19 protein-coding genes and 1 pseudogene are annotated in these 18,494 nt (G+C 59.6%); 16 read left to right on the top strand and 4 right to left on the bottom strand.

What is annotated here, in order from left to right; genetic code table 11:
* The 3 genes from HNP33_RS12980 to HNP33_RS21330 form a co-directional block, all read left to right on the top strand.
* On the top strand, positions 1–303 hold a 303-nt coding region (locus tag HNP33_RS12980), incomplete at its 5' end, for an IPTL-CTERM sorting domain-containing protein (RefSeq protein WP_184709093.1).
* 430 nt (positions 304–733) lie between these two features.
* On the top strand, positions 734–1,177 hold the full coding sequence (locus tag HNP33_RS12975) for a hypothetical protein (RefSeq protein WP_184709091.1): 444 nt from the start codon (positions 734–736) through the stop codon (positions 1,175–1,177).
* 234 nt (positions 1,178–1,411) lie between these two features.
* Positions 1,412–1,672: a DNA-directed RNA polymerase subunit alpha C-terminal domain-containing protein gene (locus HNP33_RS21330; RefSeq protein ID WP_184709089.1), complete on the top strand. Its 261-nt coding sequence runs from the start codon at positions 1,412–1,414 to the stop codon at positions 1,670–1,672.
* Positions 1,673–2,137: 465 nt separating this feature from the next.
* Here HNP33_RS21330 and HNP33_RS12965 read toward each other — a convergent pair whose 3' ends face one another.
* The gene (locus tag HNP33_RS12965; protein ID WP_184709087.1) at positions 2,138–2,947 is read right to left on the bottom strand and encodes a LysR family transcriptional regulator; all 810 of its coding nucleotides are present in this window, start codon (positions 2,945–2,947) and stop codon (positions 2,138–2,140) included.
* Between the two features lie 100 nt (positions 2,948–3,047).
* On the opposite strand from HNP33_RS12965, the gene modA reads away from it, so the two are divergent.
* From modA to modC, 3 genes are all read left to right on the top strand, one after another.
* On the top strand, positions 3,048–3,803 hold the full coding sequence (gene modA / locus HNP33_RS12960) for a molybdate ABC transporter substrate-binding protein (RefSeq protein ID WP_184709085.1): 756 nt from the start codon (positions 3,048–3,050) through the stop codon (positions 3,801–3,803).
* A gap of 140 nt (positions 3,804–3,943) precedes the next feature.
* Entirely contained in the window at positions 3,944–4,633 is a 690-nt protein-coding gene (gene modB / locus HNP33_RS12955; protein ID WP_184709109.1) for a molybdate ABC transporter permease subunit, read from the top strand.
* Positions 4,630–5,757, top strand: coding sequence for a molybdenum ABC transporter ATP-binding protein (modC, locus tag HNP33_RS12950; protein ID WP_184709083.1), 1,128 nt, complete (start codon positions 4,630–4,632; stop codon positions 5,755–5,757). The genes modB and modC overlap by 4 nt, the downstream gene beginning before the upstream one ends.
* 120 nt (positions 5,758–5,877) lie before the next feature.
* Here the strand turns inward: modC and HNP33_RS12945 are convergent, their stop codons facing one another.
* A complete protein-coding gene (locus HNP33_RS12945) occupies positions 5,878–6,534 on the bottom strand; it encodes an OmpA family protein (RefSeq protein WP_325064938.1) in 657 nt (218 codons plus the stop codon).
* Positions 6,535–6,991: 457 nt separating this feature from the next.
* On the opposite strand from HNP33_RS12945, the gene HNP33_RS12940 reads away from it, so the two are divergent.
* The 3 genes from HNP33_RS12940 to HNP33_RS12930 all read left to right on the top strand — a co-directional run bounded on the left by HNP33_RS12940 (position 6,992) and on the right by HNP33_RS12930 (position 10,332).
* Complete coding sequence (locus tag HNP33_RS12940; protein WP_184709081.1) at positions 6,992–7,621, top strand: TRAP transporter small permease subunit; 630 nt, start codon at positions 6,992–6,994, stop codon at positions 7,619–7,621.
* 20 nt (positions 7,622–7,641) lie between these two features.
* Complete coding sequence (locus HNP33_RS12935) at positions 7,642–9,513, top strand: TRAP transporter large permease (protein ID WP_184709079.1); 1,872 nt, start codon at positions 7,642–7,644, stop codon at positions 9,511–9,513.
* Positions 9,514–9,630: 117 nt separating this feature from the next.
* On the top strand, positions 9,631–10,332 hold the full coding sequence (locus HNP33_RS12930) for a phytanoyl-CoA dioxygenase family protein (protein ID WP_184709077.1): 702 nt from the start codon (positions 9,631–9,633) through the stop codon (positions 10,330–10,332).
* A gap of 96 nt (positions 10,333–10,428) precedes the next feature.
* Here HNP33_RS12930 and HNP33_RS12925 read toward each other — a convergent pair whose 3' ends face one another.
* Positions 10,429–11,529, bottom strand: a complete 1,101-nt coding sequence (locus HNP33_RS12925; RefSeq protein WP_184709075.1) for a TRAP transporter substrate-binding protein — start codon at positions 11,527–11,529, stop codon at positions 10,429–10,431.
* 426 nt (positions 11,530–11,955) lie between these two features.
* Between HNP33_RS12925 and HNP33_RS12920 the strand changes: the two genes are divergently transcribed.
* Complete coding sequence (locus tag HNP33_RS12920; RefSeq protein WP_233464519.1) at positions 11,956–12,603, top strand: EamA family transporter; 648 nt, start codon at positions 11,956–11,958, stop codon at positions 12,601–12,603.
* A gap of 39 nt (positions 12,604–12,642) precedes the next feature.
* Positions 12,643–12,828: a pyridoxine 5'-phosphate oxidase C-terminal domain-containing protein gene (locus tag HNP33_RS21070; protein ID WP_184709072.1), complete on the top strand. Its 186-nt coding sequence runs from the start codon at positions 12,643–12,645 to the stop codon at positions 12,826–12,828.
* A gap of 27 nt (positions 12,829–12,855) precedes the next feature.
* Here the strand turns inward: HNP33_RS21070 and HNP33_RS12910 are convergent, their stop codons facing one another.
* Positions 12,856–13,353, bottom strand: coding sequence for a GNAT family N-acetyltransferase (locus tag HNP33_RS12910; RefSeq protein WP_418903844.1), 498 nt, complete (start codon positions 13,351–13,353; stop codon positions 12,856–12,858).
* 223 nt (positions 13,354–13,576) lie between these two features.
* Here HNP33_RS12910 and HNP33_RS12905 point away from each other — a divergent pair, with 223 nt between their 5' ends.
* The 5 genes and pseudogenes from HNP33_RS12905 to HNP33_RS12890 all read left to right on the top strand — a co-directional run bounded on the left by HNP33_RS12905 (position 13,577) and on the right by HNP33_RS12890 (position 18,347).
* Positions 13,577–13,900, top strand: coding sequence for an ArsR/SmtB family transcription factor (locus HNP33_RS12905; RefSeq protein ID WP_184709068.1), 324 nt, complete (start codon positions 13,577–13,579; stop codon positions 13,898–13,900).
* Positions 13,901–13,910: 10 nt separating this feature from the next.
* The gene (locus HNP33_RS12900) at positions 13,911–14,417 is read left to right on the top strand and encodes an ArsI/CadI family heavy metal resistance metalloenzyme (protein ID WP_184709066.1); all 507 of its coding nucleotides are present in this window, start codon (positions 13,911–13,913) and stop codon (positions 14,415–14,417) included.
* 6 nt (positions 14,418–14,423) lie between these two features.
* Positions 14,424–14,840 (top strand): annotated as a pseudogene (locus HNP33_RS21065) (arsenate reductase ArsC); the annotation flags it as partial.
* A gap of 96 nt (positions 14,841–14,936) precedes the next feature.
* The gene (arsB, locus tag HNP33_RS12895) at positions 14,937–16,001 is read left to right on the top strand and encodes an ACR3 family arsenite efflux transporter (protein ID WP_233464517.1); all 1,065 of its coding nucleotides are present in this window, start codon (positions 14,937–14,939) and stop codon (positions 15,999–16,001) included.
* 186 nt (positions 16,002–16,187) lie between these two features.
* Positions 16,188–18,347: a tripartite tricarboxylate transporter substrate-binding protein gene (locus HNP33_RS12890; RefSeq protein ID WP_184709062.1), complete on the top strand. Its 2,160-nt coding sequence runs from the start codon at positions 16,188–16,190 to the stop codon at positions 18,345–18,347.
* Positions 18,348–18,494: the final 147 nt, after the last annotated feature.

Raw genomic sequence — 18,494 nt, 5'->3', positions numbered from 1 at the left:
AGTGGCACGAGTACTGGCGCCATTGCCATCACCAATGTTCCGCAAGGCGCAAGCTGCACGGTCAGTGAAGATGCTGCGCTGCCAGCGGCTCCTGCAGGCTATGCCTGGAGCACGGACCTGCCCCCTGCCGTGACGCTGGTGACATCGGGCAGCGGCAATGTGGCAGCGTTTGTGAACCAGCTCACCAGCACGGCGCCACCCACACCGGCACCTGTGCCCACCCTCAAGGAATGGGGCGTGATGGCGATGTCGCTCCTGCTGGTGGCGATGGGCGTAGTGCAGCTACGCAGGCGCCAGCACTGATGCAAAAAAACAGCCACCTTCGGGTGGCTTTTTTTATTGGTTCTGTTGAGGCTGCAGTCGTATCGACACCCCCTACAAGAAATTCTTGGACTACTCGGGGGCGTGCCTAACAATGGATTGCCGAAACACTTAGAGCCGCTAACGCCACCCAGCAAATCGCAGATTTGCGTTTGAGACGAGGCGCCGGGCCGCGCTAGGCGAAGCCGCAGGCAGTACAGACGTACGACAAGGCTGGGCGCCCCCGGCTAGGCGCCCCCGGCTAGGCACCCCCGGCGAAGCAACGACGTATCAAGGGTTGTGTTAGCGGCTCTTAATATCGACACAGCACCTTCTATTTTTCTTGGCATTACCGGTAGCGAGTGTCTGATGATCTTTGCTATACCGACCGAAGTTTTTATAGACTTAGATTTATTCAAACCTGTAGATAAAAATGTTGCGTTTCACCGCTGCTCTGCTTTTTACTCCATATTTAACATGGCTGATGCGCGCTTTCTGGAGCGCGCCTAGATATGCTACTGTTTTTGCAGTGGCTTCTGATGCAACACATACGGCGATATTTTTCTATGTCTATGTGTTTCCTTTAGCATTGATTGCGCTGTTGATCGTTTGGCGGTTCGGCCGCATCAATTTAATTATGAGTATATTGATTGGAGGCTTATGCTCAGCAATATATTTATTACCTTACGCAGCAGATCTAGGCGTCGATAAAATCATTCATTGGCTAAAGTACAAAATTGGAACAGCAGTAATCATGGAGATTGTATTCGGTTCGGCAGTCGGTGCCTTGGTATGGTTATTAGGTGTCTGGCGCAACCCCTCAATGCATCGCATGTCCCACGATAAATTAGTCAATGAAGTTCCTGATAAACAATAGAAGTGATATCGAGCGATTAAATTTACAATACAAAATAATCATCACCACCATCGGTCAAATAGCTTGTGCATCAGCATTATTTTCTCATAAATTCAATTATTAAATTGCGCAATTCAATATCTGAATTATCTCCATCACAATTAATAATGCTTGACAAACATTATTCACACTGAACTACCATTCTATGATACTTTCGGGAAGAATTGGATTTTCGTGCTAAAGAGTCGAAATTAAATGACTAAATCTTTCTTCCCCCAATATTCCCCATTAACGAATAGACTTACAACCCGGGTGCTCAATGCACTGTCCAGAAGAGGCATTAATTCTGAGGAGCAAGTTATTAAAGCGTATCCACACGACTTGCTAAAGACGCCTGGGTTCGGCCTAGTCTCACTTCGAGAGGTAGAGGCGGTTCTTTTTCCTGGTCAGTGTTACACGCCACCATTGAAGACCAGGGGAAGACCGTCAAAAACGTCTGCACTATCAAGACTCTGATTCGCTGTATTAACTGCGGAGAGGGAAGAAGTCATAACGCCTTATGTACTGACCCGGTCCATGGGCGGAAAAGCTCTCCGATGTCATAGTGGGGCTGGGGAGGCTCAGGCTTTGGTAGCGTACGGAATATATGTTCGCTATCCATTTCGCTGACGCAGACTTCGGCAACCTTGCAAATCCGACAGTTTGTTGACCAGCAGGGAAGACCAAACGAGCCGAGCAGCAGCTTCAGATTTGAGGCCGACGTCTTCGAGTCTGGCAGCATGGGCAGTACGGAGATTGTTCCGATGCGCGCATCTGCATAAAAAATGTGAAACGCTTGGGCTTTAGTTATCCAGAAAGGCCAGCGCCCCCTGCCTTGGCCGCATCGTGCTGCGATTTCAGCGTTTCGCCGGACACGATTGGGCGCCCGCAGCCGCGCTTTCGCCCTGCCCTCTGCATGCACGTAGCGAGGCAATATCTGCATCACTCTCCACTGAGCGCAATCACTACAGCAGAAGGCTCTACTGCCACCTGCACCCTGGCACGTGCGCGCAAGCCGACAGCCTGCTGGCTGAAACCGACCAGTTGCACCCCGGCCGCCAGCCGTACGGCGACTTCCTGAACCCCTGCGCCCCGGGTAGCGCGGGTGGCAGTACCTTGCCAATGATTGGCAGCGGACCGCATGGTTTCGCTCGCTGGCATCACTGCTACCGCGGTCGCCTTGCACATCGCAAGCACCGGCAGGCCTGCCCTCAAGCCCAACAGTTGCGCGCTTTCGGCCGTGATGTGCGAGCGCACCCCAAACTGCTGCGCGCCAGCCTCTGCGCCATGCATCTGCACCACCACGAGTGGCCCGTCTGCGCTGAGGCTTTGCACCACACAGGGCCACTGGTTGCGCATGCTTGTGACCACCTGCAGCCGCGCCAACGTGGTAGCAACGGAGATACCTGCGCGCGGCGCATCCCCCTTTGCCTGGTTTTGCGCCTGCTGCAGTTGCACTTGCAACTGTTCGCGCGCCTGGCCCATGGCATCGGCGGCCTCCAGCAGCAAAAGGGCATCGGGCGTCAGCACGGCACCGCCACCGCCCTTGCCCCCGACGCTGCGCTGCACGAGCTCCACCCCTGCGAGGTTGGAGAGGGTATCGAGCGCCTGCCAGGCCGCCTTGTAGCTGATACCCACCTGGCGGGCGGCTTCCGAAATGGAGCCGCTCGCCTGGATGCGGCGCAGCACTTCGATGCGTCGATCAGAGCGCTGTTCGGCCAGCGCAGCAGTAAGGGATGCTTTACGGATCATGGCACGCATCTTCGCATGAAGCCGCCGATATTTGGCAGCTGCAACAAATCAGATTACACTCGTTATTCCCATTAAGAATAGCGAACCCTCTGAGACACCTATGAATAGCCTGAGCCCTGCCTCCATTGCCCTGGTACTGTCCGCCTTCTTCTGCGCATCGGCGCAGGCCGACGAAGTTGCCGTGGCCGTCGCTGCCAACTTCACTGCGCCCATGCAGAAGATCGCTGCCCAGTTTGAAAAGGACACGGGCCACAAGGCGACCTTGTCGTTCGGGGCAACAGGCAAGTTCTATGCGCAGATCAACAACGGCGCGCCCTTCGGCATTCTGCTCGCAGCCGATGACACCACGCCAGAAAAGCTTGCCAAGGAAGGCAAGGCGGTGGATGCCAGCCGCTTTACCTACGCCATTGGTCAGTTGGTACTGTGGAGCAAGCAGGCCAATTATGTGGACGGCAAGGGCGAGGTACTCAAAACCGGCGATTACCAGCATATCGCCATCGCCAACCCCAAGCTGGCCCCGTATGGCCTGGCCGCCATGCAAACGCTCGACAAGCTGGGCCTGACTGCGCAGGTCCAACCCAAGGTCGTGCAGGGCGAGAACATTGGCCAGACCTACCAGTTCGCCGCCAGCGGCAATGCCCAGCTGGGCTTTGTAGCGCTGTCGCAGGTGATGGAGGGCGGCCAGCTGCGCGAAGGCTCTGCCTGGGTGGTGCCCGAAGCCATGCACGAGCCGATCCGCCAGGATGCGATCGTGCTCAACAGTGCCAAGGACAATGCCGCGGCCAAGGCGCTGATGGAGTACCTGAAGGGCGACAAGGCTCGTGCGGTCATTAAAAGCTACGGTTACGCCTTTTAAGAACCTGTTCAAAGAACTAAGATCGACCAACAGCAGGCGCACCCACAATACGGGGGCTTTTGGCTGGAGAAGCCTGAAGCACCCCACGCAGCCTGCACATGCTACTTTGACAGCGCATTTTTGCAGCCACACCGTTGACCATTCTCCTCCGCCCCGAAGACTGGGCCGCCATCCGGTTGACCCTGGAGCTGGCTGGCACCACCACCGTTTTGCTGCTGGTACTGACCACGCCGCTGGCCTGGTGGCTGGCGCACACCCGCTCACGCTGGCGCGGGCCGGTCGGGGCAGTGGTTGCACTGCCGCTGGTACTGCCGCCCACGGTGATCGGTTTTTACCTGTTGGTCACCATGGGCCCGAATGGACCGATTGGACACCTCACGCAGTCGCTCGGGCTCGGTCGCCTGCCTTTCACATTTGCAGGGCTCGTGGTGGGTTCGCTCGTATATTCGTTGCCTTTTGCGGTGCAGCCCCTGCAGCGCGCGTTTGAATCGATCGGCAATCGCCCGCTGGAAGTCGCCGCCACGCTGGGCGCCAGCCGTATCGACACGTTCTTTACCGTGGCGCTGCCGCTGGCATTGCCTGGTTTCATCACTGCTGCGGTACTGAGCTTTGCCCACACAGTGGGCGAATTCGGCATCGTGCTGATGCTGGGCGGCAATATCGAAGGCGTAACGCGCGTGGTGTCAGTACAAATCTACGACCATGTGGAAGCCATGGAGTACGCCCGTGCCCATTGGCTGGCTGGCGGCATGGTGGCCTTCGCTTTTGTGGTGCTGGTGGCACTGCAATGGCTCCAGCCGCGTGACCAGCGAAACGCCGCACCACTATGAACGAGAGTAGCACCTCCCAAGGCATTCGCGCACGCCTGCAATTGCAGCGCAGCGATTTTGTGCTCGATGTGGATCTGAAACTGCCCGGCCAGGGAGTGACCGCATTGTTCGGGCCCTCGGGTTGTGGCAAGACCAGCCTGCTGCGCAGCATGGCAGGGCTGGAGCGGGCGCGCGGTGCAGTCGCCGTCAACGGCCATGTCTGGCAGGACGATGCCACGCGCCAGTGGCTGCCCACGCACCAGCGCGCGTTGGGCTATGTGTTTCAGGAAGCGAGCCTGTTTCCCCACCTCACGGCAGAAGGCAATATCCGCTATGGCTTGCGCCGCGCGCCAGCATCACGCCAAAGTATTGCGCTGGAACAGATCATTGATCTATTGGGCATTGCCCATCTTCTGGCGCGCAGGCCGGCAACACTCTCGGGTGGCGAACGCCAGCGCGTAGCCATCGCGCGCGCACTGGCCACGAGCCCGCGCGTGCTGTTGATGGACGAGCCGCTGTCCGCACTGGATGCCGAGCGCAAGGCCGAAGTACTGCCCTATCTGGACAAGCTCAGCGAGCGGCTGGCATTGCCTGTTCTCTATGTCAGCCACTCCATTGACGAAGTCAGCCGCCTGGCCGATCAGATATTGTTGATGCAGGCTGGCCGCGTGGTGGCCCAAGGCGAGGTGGCCGATGTGCTGACCCGGATGGATGCGCCGCTGACACGCAGCCTGCCTGGCGACCAGCAGGCCAGCATCATGGAAGGCAGGGTCTGCGCCCATGATGCGCAAGACCATCTGTGGTCGATGCAGATCGGCGCACACACCGCCCATCAGTTGCACTGGACCGAGCCCGAAGCCCACTACCAGCCAGAAGAGCGTGTACGCCTGCGCATTCTGGCGCGCGATGTCAGCCTGTCGCTGGCGCCACATACCGGCAGCAGCATTCTCAACAGCCTGCCTGCCATGGTGACCGGTGTGCAGGCCAGCGGCCCAGGGCAGGTGCTGGTGCAACTGCGCCTGGCGCCTGGCAATGCAGACACCCACTTGCTCGCGCTGGTGTCCGCCCGGTCCGCACGCCTCTTGCAGATTGCTCCTGGCATGGCTGTGCATGCGCAACTCAAAAGCGTCGCGGTGCTACACTGAATAGCAATGAAAAAATAGCATCTAGCGCCCACTCATAAAGCACTAAACGCTATCAAATCAAAAGCAACAAGGCATAAAAAAGCCCGGCATGCGGCCGGGCTGTTTGCAGCAGGTGCAGGCTTACTTGGCCAGCACCACCTCCACGCGGCGAGCTTCGGCATTGTTGCCTGCGTTTTCCACCGCTTCGGGCTTCTTCAGGTCCAGCTTGTCTTCAGCCACGCCCAGGGCCACCAGCGCATCGCGCACCGCAAAAGCACGCTGCTTGGCCAATTCGGCGTTCTTGTCAGCATCGCCTGTGGAATCGGTGTAGCCCGAGATCACCGCGCGCTGGCCCGCCTTCACGCCGGCCACTACATCAGCCAGGGCCTCATTGGCACCTGGGGCCAGATCGGCCTTGGCGGTAGCAAAGTAGAACTTGACGATGCCATTTTCGATCAGCACGCGGGCCACGTCGTCTGCCGCAGCGCCTGCCTGGGCAGCAGCGCCAGCAGCAAAAGCCGCAACACCCGCACCAGCTTGAGCTGCAGCATCAACTGCCCCTGCAGCACCTGTAGCGCCTGCAGAAACGGCCCCTGCCGAAGCAGTGCCCCCCAGCACGGCACCGGAGGCGCCGGGCTGCACCTTGGCGGCAGTCACGCCACCCTTGGCAGACTTGGCACCGTGAATGCCCTTGTATGCACCAAACCACAACACGCTCAGCACCACCAGGGTGATCAGGGCAAAAACCAGGCCCAGGGCAAAGCGCTCATCACTGTCATTGTTTTGCGAGGAACTCACTGTGAAACTCCAAACACCGTTGGTGCATTAACTATGAAGAAGAAAAAAATCGATTCGATCCGCTGCAAAGGCCGGGCCAGCAGCACGGCAATGGCTCAACATACAAAGCACGGAATGCGAGCGCGATTGTAACCAGAACGCCTTGAAGACGCTGCAGCACTGCGCAACAGATTGCGCTTGCGCGTTGTGGAGCATCTTGAACCCGGGCTCCAGGGAAAGCCCAAAAACCATAGCAATGGAAGCAATCAATATCAGCCTCGACTCAGTATTTACCCTAGATTTCAATATTTATAAATACTATTTTCCTTGTGAACGCAACATTCAGCACTTTCCCGGGTTCAAACTTATTCCTGAGAAAGCGTAGCTATTCGTAAAATCGATGCTTTTTGACGATGCGTACGCCCGCTTACCGGCAGACCAGCGCACGACACAGGACTAGCCAACCATTGGAGACACCATGCAGGCTTTACTTGCCCTATCCAGGGCTATCGACAGGCTGAACGCCTTTGTCGGCAAATATTCCATCTGGCTTATTTTTGCCGCCACCTTCATCAGCGCCGCCAACGCCATTGTGCGAAAGGCTTTCGACACCAGCTCGAATGCCTTTCTGGAAGTGCAATGGTATTTGTTTGCCTGGTCTTTTCTGATTGCCGCCGGCTACACGCTGCTGCACCGCGAGCACGTGCGCATTGACGTGATCAACTCGCGCCTGTCCAAGAAGGCACAGGTGTGGATCGACATCATCGGCTTTGCCTTCTTCCTGACACCGTTGTGCCTGACGATCCTGTGGCTGTCCATGCCCGTGGTGATTCAGATGTACCAATCGGGCGAAATTTCAGGCAACCCCGGCGGGCTGATCCGTTGGCCGGTATGGGCGGCTATCCCAGTTGGCGTCACTTTGCTGCTGCTGCAAGGCATCTCCGAGCTGATCAAGCGCATTGCCTTCCTGACAGGTGACGGCCCAGACCCGATGGGCAAGCTCAGCGACAAGAGCGCCGAAGAAGAACTGGCCGAGGCGCTGCGTGCCGAAGCAGAGCGCAAGCAGGCCGAAGCGCTGGCTGCGCAAGCAAGTCCTCATAAAGCCTGACGGTAGCGGGAGAAAAACACATGGAATTCATCGCTACCAACTACGCCCCGATCATGTTCGCGGGGCTCATCGTCTTTCTGCTGCTGGGCTTTCCGGTTGCATTCAGCCTGGGCGCCGCGGGTCTGACCTTCGGCTTCATCGGCATTGAGATGGGCGTGTTCCCATCGTCCGTCATGGCCTGGCTGCCCCAGCGCCTGATCGGCATCATGGCCAATGACACCTTGCTGGCCGTGCCATTCTTCACATTGATGGGTCTGATTCTGGAGCGCTCCGGTATGGCCGAAGACCTGCTGGACACGGTGGGTCAGGTGTTCGGCCCCATCCGCGGCGGCCTGGCACTGGCAGTGATCTTTGTGGGCGCCCTGCTGGCAGCCACCACCGGCGTGGTTGCGGCATCGGTGATCTCGATGGGGCTGATCTCGCTGCCCATCATGCTGCGCTATGGCTATGACCGGCGCTTGGCATCGGGCGTGATTGCAGCATCCGGCACTCTGGCACAGATCATTCCACCTTCGCTGGTGCTGATTCTGATGGCCGACCAGCTGGGCAAGAGCGTGGGCGATATGTACAAGGGCGCGTTCATTCCTGGCTTCATGCTGATGGGCCTGTACGTGGTCTGGGTCATGTTCCTGGCCATCGTCAAGCCCAAGATGGTGCCAGCCCTGCCTGTTGAAGCACGCATCTACCGCGAGGCCAATGGCAACGCTGGATACACCTCTTTGATCGTGGTGATGGGTATTTCGACCGTGGTGGCGCTCTTCCTGGCAAGCCACATGGCCGACATCCATACCTGGTGGCAAGGTGTTGAAGTCACCGAAGTCCCGACCGATGAAAAGATCGTCACGGCCATGTGCGGTGGCACTTTCATCGCCTTCCTGCTGGCATCGTTCAACCGCGTGTTCAAGCTGGGCCTGCTGTCCAAGCTTGCTGAGCGTGTGACTTTTGTGCTGATTCCACCGCTGCTGCTGATCTTCCTGGTGCTGGGCACCATCTTCCTGGGCATTGCAACGCCCACCGAAGGCGGCGCCATGGGTGCGATGGCAGCCCTCATCATGGGTTTTGCCCGCAAGCGCCTGAACATGACTCTGCTCAAGCAAGCCCTGGGCTCTACCACCAAGTTGGCCAGCTTCGTGATGTTCATCATGATTGGCGCCACCACCTTCAGCCTGGTCTTCCAGGCGGCCGATGGCCCCAAGTGGGTAGAACATCTGCTCACCAGCCTGCCCGGCGGCCAGACTGGATTCCTGATCGTGGTCAACATCATGATCTTCTTCCTGGCCTTCTTCCTGGACTACTTCGAGCTGTCGTTCATCGTGGTGCCACTGCTTGGCCCCGTGGCCGAGAAGATGGGGATCGACCTGATCTGGTTTGGCGTGCTGCTGGCCGTCAACATGCAGACCTCTTTCATGCACCCGCCTTTCGGCTTTGCGCTGTTCTTCCTGCGCTCGGTGGCGCCTGACAAGCAATATGTGGACCGCGTGACGCACAAGGTGATCGAGCCGGTGACCACCATGCAGATCTACAAGGGCGCCGTTCCCTTCGTGCTGATCCAGCTGGTGATGGTGGGCGTTCTGATCGCCTTCCCCGGCATCGTGACGGGCGCCGTCGACAAACCGGTGGCCGTGGACATGAACAAGATCAACGCAGAAATGATGGAGCAGTTGAACGACGCCGGTGCTGGCTATGGCTCAGAAAACCCATTTGCCACCCCTGGTAGCAGCGATGGTGGCTATGGCTCTGATGCACCCAGCATCAACGGCGAGCCGCCAGCCCCGGGGGCGGATGCTCCGACCGCACCCGCCGCGCCTGCTGCTGATGGTGGCTACGGCTCTGACGATCCAGCCAAAATCTTGCAGGATGCAGCATCTGCTGCAGCACCTGCAAGCAAGTAAGCTGAACCACTCCCTCTCGCCCTGGCATGTGCCGGGGCTTTTTTTTGTATCTTTCAAGAGTCCGCAGACAATTTCTTCTTGCCCCGTGCTGGTCGTATTTCGCTCCTGCACCACACCATGACCGCTGCCACCTCTCCTTCACTTTCCTCAGACGAATACGAGCAACTCCAGAGCAATGGCTTTTCCTTGCTGAGCCAGGCTGTGCCACAGAACTGGCTGCCAGAGCTGCGCACCATTTTTGACAACAATATTGCAGCGTCTGCGCTGTGGCCCGTGCCCCGTTCATCAAGCTGGAACCACGCCATGGTTGATCTGGAGCCTCTGGTGCAGACGGTGTGCCGTTTGCCTGCCTTGCTGTCAGTGGTGGGCGCCTTGATCGGCGAGCGCTTCTTCCTCGCCCAGGTGGAGGGCCGGGAGCCGCGCCAGGGCGGCGGTCACCAGCAATTGCACCGCGATCTTTCTTCGCAGCGGCCGGGAGACAATGTCAGTGCACTTATTTTTCTGGACGACTACGGGCCCCACAACGGAGCCACGCGCATTGTGCCGACCAGCCACCGCGTGCGCCCACACGAAGCGCCATTCGACTACCTCGATGAATCGCGCTCGCTGCAATTGACAGGCCGTGCGGGCGATATCCTGGTATTTGATGCAGACCTGGTGCATGGTGCCTGCGTCAACCCATCCGGCGCGCGGCGCCGCTCGTTCCTGGTCAGCTACTTTGCCGCGCCGCTGTATGCCTCGCACCTCAAGACCGCCCAATTGCGCAATGTACGCATGGACACCGGCGAGTGCTTCGAGCCCAGCGGCGCCAGAGCCTGAGCACTCTCGCACACCGCAAATAAAAAAGCCGCAGCTTGCGCTGCGGCTTGGGGGGCTTTCCCGCAGCGCTCGCTGAGCACTGCGGCGGGAATCGCCTTAGATCTTGACCGATGCCATGTACTGGTTGAACGGATACTCGGAGAAGCGGTTCCACAGAATCTGATCGCGCTGGAAGGCACGCATGTCCTGGTGAATCTTCTTGAACTCGGGCGACTTGGCTTCGTGCTCGGCAAACACTTCCATCGAAGCCTTGAAGCCCGCGTCCATCAACTCCTTGGGGAATGGCTTGAGCTGGGTCTTGTTGGCCACCAGCTTCTTGAGCGCGATGGGGTTCAGGACCTGGTACTTGCTGGTCATGTCGGCTGCCGCCACACGGGTCGCTGCATCGAGGATCGCCTTGTTCTCAGGCGACAGCGCGTTGTACTTCTTGATGTTGATGAAGAACTCCAGGTCTGCGGAGCCTTCCCACCAGCCAGGGTAGTAGTAGAACGGAGCCACCTTGTTGAAGCCCAGCTTTTCATCGTCGTAGGGGCCAACAAACTCCACGGCGTCCAGCGTGCCTTTTTCCAGAGCCTGGTACACATCGCCTGCGGGCATGTTCTGCGCAACCACGCCCAGCTTGGCCATGGCTTCACCGAACACGCCGCCGCCCAGGCGCATCTTCAGGCCCTTGAGGTCAGCAACGGTCTTGATCTCCTTGCGGTACCAACCGCCCATCTGGGTGGTGGTGTTGCCAGCAGACGCCGTCTTGAAGTTGTACTTTTCAAAGAAGGCATCGAGCAGCTTGCGGCCGTTGCCATGGTCCTTCCAGGCATTCATCTGCAAGGTGGTCAGGCCAAAGGGCACCGCACAGCTGAAAGCGAAGATCGGATCCTTGCCCGTGAAGTAGTAGGCAGCGGTTTCCGCCATGTCAATGGTGTCGGACTGCAGTGCATCGACCACACCGAAAGCGGGCATCAACTCGCCAGCGGGGTGAACGGAGATTTCAAACTTGCCGCCCGACAACGCCTTGACGGTCTGCGACAGCTTCTCGGCGCTACCAAAAATAGTATCCAGCGACTTGGGGAAGCTGGAGGCCAGGCGCCAGCGCACTGCCGCTTGGGCATGCACGGCGGGGGCCACGCCAGCGGCCAACACGCCAGCGATGCCAGCGATGCCAGCGATGCCAGCATTCTTGATAAGGGAACGACGATCCATCTATATCTCCGACTGATTGTAAAAAGTTGCAGCTGCAATCGTGCCACAGCTGCGGTCTGGTTTGGGGTTTGCAAATTGTAGAAATGGTTGCTGAAGCGACTTGCTCGGGTTTTCCCTGCAGATCGCACCTTATTTATGTCCCCTATCCACCACATTCGCAGCGTGTCTGTGTGATGGCGCATTGCCGGGCTGTTTGCAGGCCGTTTTCCTTGGCGTGGAGAGAACCGAAGGAAGACCCGGTTAGCTGGGTCCATGTCATGAGTATTTGCTCATTCGACGATCGGCGCATATCCCTCCATAGTGGCGCTCCGCAACATGCCCCACACCACGCACGTCGCATTGCAGCGCTGGCAAGGGATCGGTCGGCAATCACTACAGGCAGCGCAAAGAGGCGATGGACAAGAACACAGGAGTCATTATTGGCCGCTGCTCGCGGTTCTTGCTTCCGTCAGCTCGTTGACGGCAGGAACATCGCTCGCCAAGCAGCTGTTTCCAATCCTTGGCGCGCAAGGGGCGTCGGCTTTGCGGGTAGGTCTGGCCGCCATCATTCTGGCGCTGATATGGCGACCATGGCGCTGGCCACTGCGCAGCGCTCAGTTAGCGACGCTGGTGCAATTCTTGGGGCTCGCCTGTGCAGCAGGCTCGGCCGTCTGCTGGGCGCTCTACATCGTGCTGGGCCGGCGTTTGAGAGGCATCCCCAACGGGCAGGCTGCCTCCCTAGGGATGCTGTGCGCTGCTGTGATTGTGGTGCCCATAGGTCTGGCAGAGGCAGGTGCCAAGCTTATGCAGCCATCCGTTCTGTTGCTGGGCCTGGCGGTCGCCGTGGTCTCCAGTGCGCTGCCCTATTCATTGGAAATGTTGGCCTTGCGACGGCTGCCGCCTGCCACCTTTGGCGTTGCGCTCGCCTCCGAACCTGCGGTTGCCGCGTTCATGGGTATGGTGGTGTTGAACGAGCATCTGAACCTCTGGCAATGGGTGGTCATTTTCTGCATCATCTGCGCAGCAACGGGCAGCGCCTTCACCCTGCCCTCCAGAGCAGCAAATGAGGCCGATCTTTCAACCACCGATCACTGATCTCAGAACTTCCTCATAACCCTTGGAAGCCACCATGAAATGACCAGCCGCCGCGCATGTCAAGATTCGATGTTGACGGCTGCCGAGCCAGGATGGCGGGTGTTCGCCGTAATGCCAGCCACTGTGGAGTTCTGGCAGGGCGCAACGGACAGGTTGCACCAACGGCTTCGGTGGCCCAAAACGGAAAAGGAAGGCCTCTGGCAAAAGCAGATGCTATGGCGCTGAAAACCAGAAAGCCCCAAACGCATTCAATCAATGCGTTGCCATGAATGCATGGTGGTAGGTCACGATGCCGACAGGCACTGCAGGGCCAAATGACACCACCATGAGGTATTCGGGCGGAACACCGGGCAAGAGAAGGCCTGGCTCATTTTTGAAACCAAATCGCGCGTAGTACAAAGGATCACCCAGAACCACGCAACCGGACGCCCCCTGGTCTCTGAGCGCATCCAAGGCTTGGTGCACCAGCTTTGACCCCATGCTTCTGCCTTGCAGCGCAGGAATGACCGACACCGGCCCGATGCCAAACCAGCCCACCGAGCCACCGGCAATGGAGACTGGCGAAACAGCAATGTGCCCGGCCACGGCGGCATCCACCTCTGCAACGAAAGAAAGGTGGAGCACACCCGCGTCACGAAGGGCCGCAACAATGAACTGCTCGTTATGGCCTGAGTGCGGAGCATCAAGAAAGGCAGCAGCCGTCACGGACGCGATGGCTGCATGGTCTGCGGGCCTTTCGGGGCGGATCATCGATTTCATCCTGCCGAGTGTATCGTCCGCCACATACAGGCCAGGGCCGGTATGTGGCCAGTGACGCTGGCCGGGCTCTGTAAGGCATTGTGCGATGCAGCTTGGCCCGGATGCTGCATGTTCTGCTCAACCGCACGGACCAGAACCTTTCCTCGTTCTTCCCGCGCCCTTGCAACACTTGAAGGGCAAGCATATAATCCAATAAAAGTTGAAATATTGAAGTATGCAAGAAACCCAAGCCATTCGCTCTCTCGCCGCTCTGGCCCAGGAGGCGCGCTTGCGTGCATTCCGCGCGCTGGTGGTTGCAGGCCCTGAAGGACTGACACCCAGCACACTGGCGGAGCAGTTGGGCATTGCCGCCAACACCTTGTCATTTCATCTCAAAGAACTGACGAATGCTGGGTTGATTACGCAGGAGCGCCAAGGGCGCAATCTGGTGTATCGCGCCTCGTTTGACACCATGAACGCCCTGCTGGGCTATCTCACAGAAAACTGCTGCCACGGCGCCGCCTGCAGCCCTGCCCCTGCCGCTTCCTGCAATTGCTGAAGACCCCACGATGAAGCGCTTTCACGTTCACATGCATGTCGATGATCTGGCCCAGAACATCGCCTTCTATTCCAGGCTGTTTGGTGCCGAGCCCACCCGCGCAGAAAGCGACTACGCCAAGTGGATGCTGGAAGACCCGCGTATCAATTTCGCCATCTCCACCCGCGGTGATGCCAAGGCAGGACTCGATCACCTGGGCTTCCAAGTCGATGACGCCGCCGAGCTGGATACACTCAAGGCGCAGGCAGAAGCGGCCGACATGGCGATGCTTGATGAAGGCGAAACCACCTGCTGCTATGCCCGCAGCGAAAAGCACTGGATCACCGATCCGCAAGGCATGGCGTGGGAGCACTTCCATTCGCTGGGCAGCATCCCTTTGTTCCATGAATCGGTAGTTTCTGCAGCGCCTGCGCCTGCGACTGCCGCCTGCTGCATCCCCGCAACCACTGCCCCTGCTGCAGCACCCAGCTGCTGCGAACCGCGCGCTGCCACCAACACCGCCAAGGCTTGCTGCTGAGTCACCATGACCCATACCGCTTCGCCCCTGAACGTGCTGTTCCTGTGCACCCACAATTCGGCGCGCAGCATCGTGGCCGAGGCCCTGCTCAACCACATGGGACAAGGCCGCTTCAAGGCCTACTCGGCTGGCAGCAGCCCGCGCGCGAACCAGCAACCCAACCCGCTGGGTCTGGAAGTATTGCAGCGCGCAGGTATTGCCGTGGAGGGCCTGCGCAGCAAAAGCTGGGATGAATTCACCCAGCCCGATGCCCCTCAGATGGACTTGGTGATTACCGTGTGCGACAACGCCAAGGGCGAGATGTGCCCCCTTTGGCCCGGCCATCCGGCCACCGCCCACTGGGGGTATGCCGATCCGTCCGAAGGCGATGCGCCGCCTGAGGCGAAGCTGGAAGCCTTTCGGCAGACCATGCACCGAATGCGGCAGCGCCTGGAGCTGTTGGTGAACCTGCCCGCTGACAAGCTCCATCAGGAGGCCTTGCAGCACACGGCCCGCGAACTCTCCGCACCAGACAACGCCATGAACCCAACCTGTGACGTTGCCTCCCTGCAGGCGAGCGGCGCTTCGATGGGCGTCTTCGAGTGCTACCTCACGGTCTGGGTATTCCTGTGCATCGTTGCGGGCATCGCCTTGGGTCACCTGTTTCCTGCCCCGGTCCAGGCCATCGGCGCCATGGAAGTGGCGCGGGTCAATTTGCCGGTGGGCCTGCTGATCTGGGTGATGGTCATCCCCATGCTGCTTAAGGTGGACTTTGGTGCGCTGGGCGAAGTTCGCCACCACATGAAGGGCATCGGCGTCACCCTGTTCGTGAACTGGTTGGTCAAACCATTCTCCATGGCCTTGCTGGGCTGGATTTTCATTCGCCATGCGTTTGCGCCGTGGCTTCCGGCCGAGCAGATCGACAGTTACATCGCCGGGCTGATCCTGCTGGCTGCCGCGCCCTGCACGGCCATGGTGTTTGTATGGAGCCGTCTCACCGGGGGTGATCCGCTGTTCACGCTCTCGCAAGTCGCCCTCAACGACGCAATCATGATCATCGCGTTCGCCCCGCTGGTGGGCCTGCTGCTCGGCCTCTCCGCCATTACGGTGCCATGGGCAACGCTGCTGGTATCGGTGCTGCTCTACATCGTGGTGCCGGTGATCCTTGCGCAGTGGCTGCGCCGCAGGCTGCTGGCCAAGGGGCAGGCGTCGTTTGATCGCGCGCTGGCAGCCATCGGCCCGTGGTCGATGGTGGCGCTGCTGGCAACGCTGGTGCTGCTGTTCGCGTTTCAGGGCAAGGCCATCCTGCAGCAGCCGTTGGTGATTGCGCTGCTGGCCGTGCCCATTCTGATTCAGGTGTTCTTCAATTCTGCTTTGGCGTATTGGCTGAACCGGGTGGTGGGCGAGAAGCACAGCATCGCCTGCCCGTCGGCCTTGATCGGTGCGTCCAACTTCTTCGAGCTGGCTGTAGCGACAGCCATCAGCCTGTTCGGCCTGCAATCGGGTGCCGCCTTGGCTACTGTGGTGGGTGTGCTGGTTGAAGTCCCGATCATGCTGCTGGTGGTGCGCGTCGTGAACCAGACACGGGGTTGGTACGAGACATAGGCATTCGGGATGAACGCCCAAGAATAGCGGTGGGACATCTACAATGCGCAGCCAGCCAGTGGCAAGCTGACAGGACTGATCAGGGTGAAGACAGCCTTGCATTGCCGGAGGGCACATGCCGCGCGCCATTGCCAGGCTGACCAGCCCTTTGCAGGAACGGCGTGGCAAAGTCAGGAAAATCACGCCATGGAAACGGTCACGCAGTGCCTGGAGGCCCCGATGAAGCGCCTGTATCTGTTTATAGCCCTGCTATGGCTCGGCATGGCACCTGGTTTGGCCCGTGCAGCGCCGCCGAGTTACCAGGACCTGTATGCGAATCCGGCCCGCACCATGCCGATGCAGCCTACCTGGCAATTGCAGCCGGTGCAAACACAGGCACCCCCGTGGGACGACATCTTCGCATTCACCATCGGCATTGCGCCCAACCTGATTGAACGGCTGCGCTGGCTGAGCCTGAATCCAAACCGATACAGCGAGCTTGCCCCTGCGCTGTTCGACGCCTTTGACGGGCGTACGCTTTCGCTGTCTCCGTCAGCTCGCAGCTTCTGCGAAGGCCGCTGGCAGGTCGTACGGTTGGAATATATCTCTCTGAACACCGAATACCAGCCATCGCTCAAGGTGTGGCTGGTGGAGCAGCGCCCCGGGGGCGGGCTGCGAACCACCACGGCCGTTGGGCGCATGGATGCGCAAGGCCAGTGGGCCGTTCCACCCGTCAGCTGCGATGGCAAGACCACCATGTCCATCGAATCCTCCACCGCTCTCTCCTACCTGATGCCGGAAGAATCCAGGCCAATGCCTTCCGAGCTGCAGGTGGACACGGTGTATGCACAGCACGGCTTGCGCGATGCGCAGGGACAGTGGCGTACCCCTGCCCCGCCACGGGATATCGCCACGGCACAGTGGATGGACTACCTGCTGCAAATAGTGACGCCAGGCTCCACCGGCTCGGGCCTCATCGACGCGCGCGGAAAGGTGGTGATTCCATTCATCTTTGGCAATTTACCCGATGCAACAGCCCAGCGGCGCATACGGCTGTGCACTTCCGTGGGGCTCAATCGCCAGCGCAATGCCAGCACGCCACGCGCATGCCGCTGGCAAAGGCTGCGCGGCAGCCAAGGCGGCGCTGCACTGCGCCCGGTCAAAGACACCAGCACCAGCCGCTGGGGCTACCAAAACGCGCAAGGCCAATGGGTGATCGCGCCGCAGTTTCATGAGGCGCGCCCTTTCCGCCACGGCTATGCTGTCGTGGCAGGCGCCTTTCCCGAGGACTGGCGGCCACCAGGGTGGCAAGACAGCCAGCCGATCATCCGGCAGTTCTATCGGATGGGCCGTTTTTGGGTGGCCGAAGCGCTGGTGCGCAACGCTTCCACAGACGGGCGGTGGGTCATCCGCGACGGCCTTTTGAACGATGCGGGGCAATGGCTTGTCCCTGTGCGGCAGCCCGCGCTGCACATCACCGTACCGTTTGCACAGGGCGGTCGCACCAGCCACTATGCCCAGATGCTGGCTACGCATCTGCCCAACCTGTTGGGGCGCAGCGTGCTGGTCGACCATGTACCGCCAACCACCTTGACCGATGACCCCAGGCTGATGACGGAGGGCGGCAACACCAGGGCTATGCTCGCGGCCGTGCGCCTGCCGCGGGGGGGCATCCAGGGTGTGCACCGGGGCCCACCGATCGACGCGCTGCTGCAATCCCTCCTCCCCGTCACGCTGCTGGCGTCCGAGCCCCTGGTTCTGGTGATGGACAGCGAGAAGGCCGACACGCTGGGCATTCATAGCACCGATGACCTGCTTGCCTACGCACGTGCCCACCCTGGCAGCCTGCGCATCGGTACGGGCGATGATGGCTGGACGGGCCATCTCGCCTTCAACCAGTTGCTCGCCATGAGCGGCGCCGACATGCAACGCGTGGTCTTCAGGCGCATGTACCCCGACTCCGATGTGATCACCAAAGAGCATGCGGTAGACCTGCTGTTTGCACCCGCAAACGGGGTGAAAGTTGCAGTAGAGCGTGGCCAGTTGCGTGTACTGGGCACCACCGCCGCCCCGGAGCACCCGCAAAGCTACCAAGGGGTGCAGTGGCCGACCCTGGCGTCGAGCGCAGCTTTGACCGGCTACACCGCGTATGACCACTTCAGCCTTTGGGCGCCAGCCGATTCAGATGCCGCATCCAATCGCCTGCTGCAGAACGCCATAGCCCAGGTGCTTGCCAAGCCCGAGGTGCGCAAGCATCTGCAAGACCTCCAGGCCGTCGGCGGCGGTGGCTCGCCGGAGAATTTGCTGGAGCTGGAAGATGAGGAGCACAAGCGCTGGGTGCGTGCGCTTTCATCCCATGCACGCTGATTGGCGTACCTGAAACCTTGCTTGCGACGTTGGAGACAGGCCACGCGCTCCAGCAAAGGTATTCCGGATGAAGCCCTGCCCTCAGGCAAACACTTTTATCCGGCAATGCGCTTCATAAAAAATGCCTGGCAATCTGCCAGGCATCGT

The sequence above is a fragment of the Comamonas odontotermitis genome, assembly GCF_014207855.1.
In the GTDB taxonomy this organism is placed as follows: domain Bacteria; phylum Pseudomonadota; class Gammaproteobacteria; order Burkholderiales; family Burkholderiaceae_C; genus Comamonas; species Comamonas odontotermitis_A.
Note: the sequence above shows the minus strand (reverse complement) of the source record. Positions and strands in the feature narration are given on the sequence as shown.